Annotated in this window: 7 protein-coding genes; 4 read left to right on the top strand and 3 right to left on the bottom strand. The window is 38.5% G+C overall.

Annotation, left to right across the window (positions count from 1 at the left end; all coding sequences use genetic code 11):
* Positions 1–10: 10 nt before the first annotated feature.
* Positions 11–1909: an acetate--CoA ligase gene (gene acs, locus VFM80_RS10050; protein ID WP_395071694.1), complete on the bottom strand. Its 1899-nt coding sequence runs from the start codon at positions 1907–1909 to the stop codon at positions 11–13.
* 276 nt (positions 1910–2185) lie between these two features.
* Between acs and VFM80_RS10045 the strand changes: the two genes are divergently transcribed.
* Entirely contained in the window at positions 2186–2794 is a 609-nt protein-coding gene (locus tag VFM80_RS10045; protein WP_395071693.1) for a DUF6992 family protein, read from the top strand.
* 13 nt (positions 2795–2807) lie between these two features.
* Here VFM80_RS10045 and VFM80_RS10040 read toward each other — a convergent pair whose 3' ends face one another.
* Complete coding sequence (locus VFM80_RS10040; RefSeq protein WP_395071692.1) at positions 2808–3371, bottom strand: RNA polymerase sigma factor; 564 nt, start codon at positions 3369–3371, stop codon at positions 2808–2810.
* A gap of 337 nt (positions 3372–3708) precedes the next feature.
* Between VFM80_RS10040 and VFM80_RS10035 the strand changes: the two genes are divergently transcribed.
* Positions 3709–3897 (top strand): hypothetical protein, encoded by a 189-nt coding sequence (locus VFM80_RS10035; RefSeq protein WP_395071691.1) that lies wholly within the window; start codon positions 3709–3711, stop codon positions 3895–3897.
* Between the two features lie 54 nt (positions 3898–3951).
* Entirely contained in the window at positions 3952–7086 is a 3135-nt protein-coding gene (locus tag VFM80_RS10030; protein ID WP_395071690.1) for a CHAT domain-containing protein, read from the top strand.
* 54 nt (positions 7087–7140) lie between these two features.
* Here VFM80_RS10030 and VFM80_RS10025 read toward each other — a convergent pair whose 3' ends face one another.
* The gene (locus VFM80_RS10025; RefSeq protein ID WP_395071689.1) at positions 7141–7890 is read right to left on the bottom strand and encodes a tetratricopeptide repeat protein; all 750 of its coding nucleotides are present in this window, start codon (positions 7888–7890) and stop codon (positions 7141–7143) included.
* A gap of 291 nt (positions 7891–8181) precedes the next feature.
* Here VFM80_RS10025 and VFM80_RS10020 point away from each other — a divergent pair.
* On the top strand, positions 8182–8754 hold a 573-nt coding region (locus VFM80_RS10020), incomplete at its 3' end, for a hypothetical protein (RefSeq protein WP_395071688.1).

Here is an 8754-nt window from a genome sequence, read left to right as displayed (position 1 = left end):
GTCTATTTATTTAAACCGCTTTTCCATTTTTAATGTCCTCAACTACGCTTGGATCTAACAAAGTGGAAGTATCACCCAGATTATCTACGTCATCCGCCGCGATCTTTCTCAGAATTCGGCGCATGATCTTACCGGAACGGGTTTTCGGCAATCCTTTCACCACCTGAATTTTATCGGGTTTAGCAATCGGACTGATGATCTTGGTTACCAGATCCAGCAATTCCTTCTTGAACTCTTCCTGATCCTTGATCTCTCCTTCACAGATCATAAAAGCATAAACTCCTTGCCCTTTGATATCATGGGGATATCCAACCACTGCTGTTTCCACCACTTTTGGGTGCTCATCCAGCGCATTTTCGATCTCGGCCGTTCCCAATCGGTGTCCGGAAACATTCAGAACATCATCCACACGGCCTGTGATTCGATAGTATCCGTCTTCGTCACGGCGACACCCATCTCCTGTAAAGTAAAACCCTTCATAGGTACTCAGATAGGTTTTCTTGTACCGCTCGTGGTCACCATACACCGTTCGAGCGATTCCCGGCCATGGATGTTTGATACATAAATTCCCTTGCACTCCATTTCCTTTTATTTCGTTTCCGTCTTCATCCATTAAAGTCGGAAAAACACCGGGCAGAGGAAGTGTTGCAAATCCTGGTTTGGTTGGGGTGATTCCTGCAAGCGGAGAGATCATTATACCGCCGGTTTCCGTTTGCCACCACGTATCCACAATAGGGCATTTTCCACTGCCAATATGGTCGTGATACCAGTGCCATGCTTCTTCATTGATCGGTTCCCCTACCGTTCCAAGGACTTTCAATGAACTCAGATCGTATTTCTTCACATAATCGATATCATAAGACATCAGCGCACGAAGAGCCGTTGGAGCCGTATAGAAATGAGTTACTTTGTATTTTTCGACTACTTCCCAAAGTCGACCGGCATCAGGATATGTTGGCGTCCCCTCAAAAATGATTCCTGTTGCCCCGTTAAAAAGTGGACCGTAGATGATATAACTGTGTCCTGTGATCCATCCTGCATCTGCTGTACACCAATAGATATCATCGGCACCCACTTGAAATACCTGTCGGAAGGAGTAGCTGGTGTACACCATATATCCTCCGCAGGTATGAACCACCCCTTTGGGCTTACCCGTTGAACCGGACGTATAGAGGATGAAAAGCGGATCTTCGGCATCCATTTCTACGGCTTCATGTTTCTTGGATGCGTTACGAATCAAAATGTGCCACCATTCATCACGACCATCTTTCCATTCGATATCGCGGTTGGTGCGCTGACAAACAATCACACTTTCCACCGATGGTGAATTTTCTAGGGCTTCATCAGAAATATCTTTTAAGGGTACGTGCTTGTCACCTCGACGAAGACCGTCATTTGTGATCAGCATCTTAGCATCACAATCGTTGATACGCTCAGAAAGTGCCTGAGATGAAAATCCTGCAAAAACAATGGAGTGAACGGCTCCGATTCGGGCACAGGCTAATGCTGAGATCACCAGTTCCGGAGTCATCGCCATATAAATAACTACGCGGTCTCCTTTCTCGATTCCTTTGCTCTCCAGCACATTTGCAAACCGACAAACATCTTCATGCAACTGCTTATAAGTGATGGAGCGACGAAAAGAATCCGGGTGATTGGGCTCGAAAATAAAAGCGGTTTTATTCCCAATAGTATTTAAGTGGCGATCCAAAGCATTCTCTGTAATATTGAGCTTACCGCCCTCAAACCATTTTACATTAGCATCTTTAAAACTACCGGATTGAGTTTTGTCCCATCGCTTTCTCCAGTAAAAAGTCCCCGCCTCATGATCCCAAAACTTCAGGCGATCTTTCTCACTTTCATTAAAGGTCTGCTGATAATCTTCAAATGATTTAATATTAAGCCACATACATACATCGGTTGGTTATTATTTGTTTGATGTTGAGGCTTTTTTGGCGGAGAATCAAGTGAAAACGCGTTTTAGAAATGATTTTATCATTTTTTGAGATTTTAAAGATTTTTATGCTCGGCACTTTTTACGTGGGGCTGATTTTGTACCCAAGCTTGCGCTTACAATGTATTTGCATGGTTAACCCAAGTTAAAGTCGCAAAGAATGATTCCATATTCGCAGTTGTTGAAAGGAAAGTAGTTGATATTTCCTCTATAATTTAGCCTGACCTAAAAATGCGTTACACTCAGATTTTATTCTCAATTTTTCTTTTTTTGATTGTCATTTTGGCTTTAATTCCTGACTTGTTACACGCTCAAAATGACGCTTTTTCTACCCAAAATTACGCACAAAAATCTCTTGACCTTCAAAAAAAGGGAATGATTTTTCTGGGAAGTTGGGGAACTTTAAATCTCATATCCGGTTCAACCGGTTATTTTTTGAGCGAGAATTCAACGAAATATTTTCACCAAATGAATGCCGGATGGAATTTAGTAAATCTTGGAATTGCCGGTTTTGCACTCTACAGTATCTCAACCATTGACGTATCATCGCTTAACTATTCACAATCTTTAAGTAAACTTCAAAACCTGGATAAGATCCTGCTCTTTAATGCGGGACTTGATATAGGATATATGGCCACAGGTGCCTGGTTATGGGAAAGAGGTTTAAGAAAGGATTCGAAACGGCTGGAAGGATATGGGAAATCAATGCTATTGCAGGGTGGATTCCTGCTTGTTTTCGACCTGATACTTTACACCCTTCATAATCCCTATACAAAAGGCCTTTTATCTATCTCAGAAAACTTCCAATTCACTGCTAAAGGCTTTAGAATTGGCTTTTAAACTACAGGGAGTGCTATTGACTTGATTTGCGCTTATAGCAATGGTGCAAACGGCTTAAAATACGATGCTTTCTAGTACGTACATTGGCGTTAGAGAGGTCAAACTCATCAACAGCATCATCAGTAGTGGCATCAGGCCGGTCCATAAAATACTCAATAAACTCCCTGGACTTCTTTCTAAGCTCACTCAGGCATTCTTCCAGTATTCTTTGCCTTTCTTTATCCAGTAAGTTCTGGAACTGTTCTTCGGGCTCATAGATCTCGTTGAAGGATTCTGCATCATAGTCAAATTTATGCTCCCTTTTCACATATCGCAGATATTCATGCCGGCAAGATTTAATGAGATAGCTGAATATATACTTACTTTTCTTGATGTTATTCTTACGTATTTGCTCAAATACATCTAGAAAAGCTTGCTGAACACATTCTTTGGCAGCATTTGATTCCGCACTCATTACCACCTGAAGATAGTCCTCCAGTCTTGGGATCACTTCTGACAAAAGCTCACTTGCTTTAGCTTCATCCCCTTTCTGGAGTGCTTCTACCAATTCCGAATAATCTACTCTGTGTTGTGCCAAACTAACCAACTAATAATTAAAATTTTTGACGGTATGAATACCTCTTCGTGAATCTAGTACATCAAAGAATGTACTGTTCTATATGATCTATCAAAAATGTTTATCGCTCCAATAATAAGTGATTTTTTTTGAATTATTAATCCATTTTAATCTTTTAGTGGCGGCTATGAAAATTAAGATTTAGATTAATCGTGTAACAATATGTGAAATTAATACTCTTACAATGGAGTAGAAAAATGTCTTTATTAAAATATACTACTCCAAATTTAAATGTAACAAATAGCTGTAAACATACTCTTGTACTTAACCTAAAGTTTAATCTATAAATAATAATACCATGAAATCACTTAAATCAATCATCGCCCTTTTTGCCATCACTGCCCTTTCCTTCGGATGCGCCTCGGTTACCGACGCCTCACTGAACGAAGATCTCCAGGAGCAGCCCACAGTAACCACTACCACGGACAACGGCGTATTCTCCGGTGGAGCTGAAGTCCGACCTATCGTTGAAAAACCAGAATGGTAACTAATGTGCAGAATTTATTACTTTAAATATATTACCTATGATTAAAGAACAGCTTTGATACTGATATATCTGATATTTACAGCATTTGCATTCCCGGATTCTGTTGACATACACCTGCAAGCAGAAGAACAGGTTTTGAATTATGTCAAGAATTTAGAATCCGGTCATGATGAAGCCCTAAATCTCTGGGCTCTGCACGAGATCGCAATACATGATTGTAATACCTTGAAACTTGTAAAAGATCAGTTAAAAGACTCCACACATTATTCCGGTATTTATGCTGATATAAATTGTTCAGACCTTGTATCAGCTGATTCTGTCGAATCAATAACTTCTGATGACATCCTGCTGAAATATTGGGAAGATGAGATACTCAGCAGGTATAATGAAATTACCCAAAATCAAAGGCTTCTTTCCAAAGAAGATCTGGGATATAATGAATTCCCTCTCATTCACTTTAAGCTATTAATGGGGGGGAACCATGCCACTTACTATTCCCTTGATTCCCCTGAGTATTTAGAACAAGCATTAGAAAGCTGGATTGAGTATATCCGTTCTTATGAAGATACTTACAGTTTAGAGCATGCGATCATAGTTTCAAACATCATTCGGGTTAGTTACTTGCTTGACAGATATGATCTTATAGAAGAATATGATGAAGTTTTTCTAAAACAAACCCTGTTGCCTAATTCTATCCATAAATTACGTCTCTTAGGAGCAATTGACTATACCTATTACAGGTTTGGACATTTTGACAAATCATTAGACCTTCAAAGAGAATTCTCTTTACCCCTTGCAGAATTTTTAGGGGAAAGTAATATGGTATTTTCCATTAAAAATCGTCAGGGAGCTTACCTTCATGAACTGGGAAAGTATCAAGAATCAAAAAATATTTATGAAGAACTCTATAACAATTCTGAAACCTTTGAAAACCAATATACTCTCTTTACGAACCTCGGAGCTGCCTATTTAAAGCTTGGGCAAGCCAATAGATATATCTCTTTTCAGCTTCGGGCATTAGATCAAAAAGAAGAAATTGAAAATTACAGAAGCCTTCTTGGTATCTATAGAAATCTTTTTATCTACTATGTGTCCATAAAAGATAACTCCACAGCATTAAGCTACATTGATGAGGCAAAAGAAATTGCTGTAAGTGAAAATGATTCAACAGAATTGGCATTAATAGATTTTTATCTTGGATCTTTTTACTGGTCTAGCCACAAAGATCACCAGAAAGCCCTTATCTATTTAGATGCTGCTGAAGAGATCCTTTCCCCTGAACAGGATTATTCCACATATGTGAATTTGTTGCTCGAAAAGGGGACGATACTTTATGAAATTGATTCTCTAAATTCTGCTTTAAGTATTTTTACCCGGGTCCATGATTTGACATTATCGAAATCGGATACCCCAAATTATATTGATGCTTTAGTGAACCTAACAGCAATCTCGCTTAAAAAGGGAGAATTAGACAAGGTTTCTTCTAATCTTGAAGAGATCAAACTTTACTCTCTGGATGAAATCGAATTTCAACTTCTTACTAAGTACTACACAGTTAAAGCTGATTATTACTCTATTACGGGTGATAAAAGAGCCGCTATTGAGGAGCTTGCTCCTGTTCTAGAACAGGTGGTAGATCGCGCTAAAAACAACACAGATTCCCAACAGGGATATTGGTCGGTAGAGGATGAATATCTCGATGCTTTCGAACTAATGGTGCATTTATATATTGAGGATAAGCAACCTGAAAAAGCACTTTTACTTTTGGATCAGCTTAAAACCATTAATGACGCTTCATTGTATAACAGCCCACTGATCAAGGCGGAAAAATTATCTGAAGAAGAGTTGGTCGAAGAGAAAAGACTCAATGAAAAACTTCAATTGCTTAGAAAAAGATATCTGAATGCAGATGAAGATGAACGTTTTGCAATAAAAACAGAAATTGATCGCACATCTGCTCTTAGAGAACAAATTCTATCGGAAGTAAATTTAAATAAGGAGCGTTCTTTACCACCGGTTTGGTCTATTCAGCGTTCAGTGCAACCTAACGAACTGCTCTTACATTTTACTGAGATTGGTTCTCATCTCTATGTGTCTTATTTAACTCAAGAAAATGTTAAGATCCGTGTTCTTGACTTCTCAAAAGAAACCCAGGACAGATTCAACCATATTGCTGACGAACTAGCTTCCGGCCGCGCCAATCTGAATCATCTTTATGAGCTCTACCAACAACTTGAACTCCACAACATTCCGAAAAATATAGAGTACATTTCTGTAGTTCCTGATAATTACTTATATCGGATCCCTTTAGAAGTTCTACCTACCGAAGAACCTTCTTCGGCTATTAGCTTTGGCAGCAGCCGTTATTTAATTGAGGATTTTTCATTCCGGTATTTTACTTCTTTGCAAGAATTTGAAGACAACCGAAGGTCTTTCACTAATTCTACAAAATATGATTACAGTGGTTTTGCCATTTCAAATTTCAAAAATTTCGAAAATACCAGCCTTCCTTCCCTGCCATATGCCACTGTTGAAAATAGAAATATTAACTCTGTACTTACTTCATTTGATGACAAACAAATGTTTAATGAAAATGAAGCCACTAAGGAAGCGTTTAAAAACAGAGTTGGCTCATCCCGGTTAGTACATGTGGCAACTCACAGTGAGGTTTCAGAAAAGGACCCGCTATTTTCAATTATCTACCTAAAAAGCTCAAATCCGCTTGACTCATTAGACTCGGATCAGGCATTATATGCCTACGAGCTATTTGACACTCCGTTAAACAGTGAATTTATTATGCTCAATTCATGCAGTTCGGGTTCAGGCAGTTATATGCAGGGAACAGGAGTAATGGGCATTAGTCGTGCTTTAAGATATGCCGGGGCTAAAAGCCTCGCTTTAAACTTATGGTCTGTAAATGATAAAGTTGCCTCAGAATTTGCAACTGATTTCTATAGTTTTCTAAATGAAGGAGCAACTAAAAGTGAAGCCTTCAGGGAAGCAAAGTTAAATCAGCTGAGAAGTTCGAATGCCAATCCACATTTTTGGGGAGCATACATGCTAATTGGCAATCCTTCACCGGTTACTAACAACTCATCTAATAATCGATATCTGCTATTTTCACTATTAGCATTTACTGCTATTTTTGCCGGATTTTCTGCCTATCAAAATGCCACTTCTATCTCATAGTAATTTTATAGGGGAGAAAACCCTTTTCAAATTATTGTACTCTCTAGATCTAGATCATTCGGCGGCTGCTACACTGGCAAGTGCATCAACATAAGATTTAGCAACACGGCTATAAGCGCCATTCAATTCATATGCATTACGGAAAGCTTCTTCAGCCTCATCAAGACGATCTAATTGGAAATAGGTATTACCTAAGAACCAATATCCTTTCTCAAGAGTGAGAATTTCAATGTTTTCCTGAGAAGTTACCATCTCAAAATTCTCAATGGAAGAAGAATAATTACCGCTGTTATATTGAATGGATCCAAGGCTTAAAGCTATTTCTGCTATAAGTTGTGGCTCATCAGTATTTTTAAGTTCTGTTTCTAATAGTGAAATTGCTTCTTCAATCTCACCATCGGTAGCCATTCTTATAGCTTGCCGAATAACTTCATTTGTCACTGTTTCTGGAATACCCGTACCATCCCTTACAACATCAAGGCCGATCTGCTCAACCGGACTCACGGAAAGGCTGCCTGAAGTATTCATGTTCATTACACCTATTGCACCCGCAATTAATATAACTGCAGCTGCAGCGGCATATCGTACAACTTTTTGGATAGAATAGATTTTAGCAGAAGGTTGTGCAGCTTTCTGGTTATCAAGGATTGATTTTACATTGGCTACACTTTTCATGTAATCCAGGTAATACTCATCCTGAACCAGTTCGGCCCACAGCTCATCTGTTTCCTCTGCATTTAACTTCCCATTTACATACAGATCTATCTTCCTCTCGAGCTCGTTATTTACTTTACTTTCTATCATTTGCGTATTTATGATTATGATTACTAACTGACGTTGACATTATTTCATAAACGCCCCGATTACAGCACAAAACCCACGGCGTTATAGTTTTACTTTTTAGAGACTACCCAAGTCTTATTATCTTAGACAAGAGTAACTTACTATTCATTTGTTACACTTTTATATCAATTATTTTGAAAAATTATTTTTAGCAGTCTGATTTCTTATTATAAAGAGTAATTTGGATGCAATAATGTTACAGTCTTTTGCCTTTTAAAGGGCAAAATTAAACCATTTTAATCTTCATACTTTATGCCATCTTCCGAAATTTCGATCTTATTCGCTATAAGTTGTTTGTTTATAGCCTCTTGCAGTAATCAGGCCTCTATAAATGGAACTGTTGATTATTTGGGAGATGCCAATCTTATCCTTGAAGAAAAACCCATTCATTATAAATACGCACCCGTAAATGCAGAGACTTTGAGTGTTTCCGAAGATGGAAGCTTTAGTCTTTCTTTACCTGTTGAAGAGCCAACTATACAAACAGTTCATCTCAATGATGAATTTTACCCCGTTTACCTTACTCCCTCCAATGATCTTAACATCAATATCACCCGCTCTGATTTCCCGGAAAATGTTCAGGTTAAAGGATATTCAGGAAACTGGGGAGAACGTTACAACAACTATTTAAAAGAAATTGACGGACTGGACTCACAAATTTTACAGGAAGTTGAAAAGGTCAAAGTTGGAAAGCCTCACAGACTTACTGAACTCAGCAAGAAGAAGTATGAAATTGCTCAAAAGCATTTTCAAGACACTCCTTTTAATGAATACTATATGAAAGCTGTTGGGGAGCACCTGGTGTTTAAAGTCCGCTCTATCGAA

The organism is Gracilimonas sp. (assembly GCF_035704785.1).
Taxonomy (GTDB): Bacteria; Bacteroidota; Rhodothermia; order Balneolales; family Balneolaceae; genus Gracilimonas.
This window is presented reverse-complemented; position numbering and strand designations above follow the sequence as displayed.

Excerpts from the sequence above, each read along its gene's own strand:
- VFM80_RS10035 (WP_395071691.1), top strand. The coding sequence starts at position 3,709 with ATGAAATCACTTAAATCAATCATCGCCCTTTTTGCCATCACTGCCCTT.
- acs (WP_395071694.1), bottom strand. The coding sequence starts at position 1,909 with ATGTGGCTTAATATTAAATCATTTGAAGATTATCAGCAGACCTTTAAT.
- VFM80_RS10045 (WP_395071693.1), top strand. The coding sequence starts at position 2,186 with ATGCGTTACACTCAGATTTTATTCTCAATTTTTCTTTTTTTGATTGTC.
- VFM80_RS10025 (WP_395071689.1), bottom strand. The coding sequence starts at position 7,890 with ATGATAGAAAGTAAAGTAAATAACGAGCTCGAGAGGAAGATAGATCTG.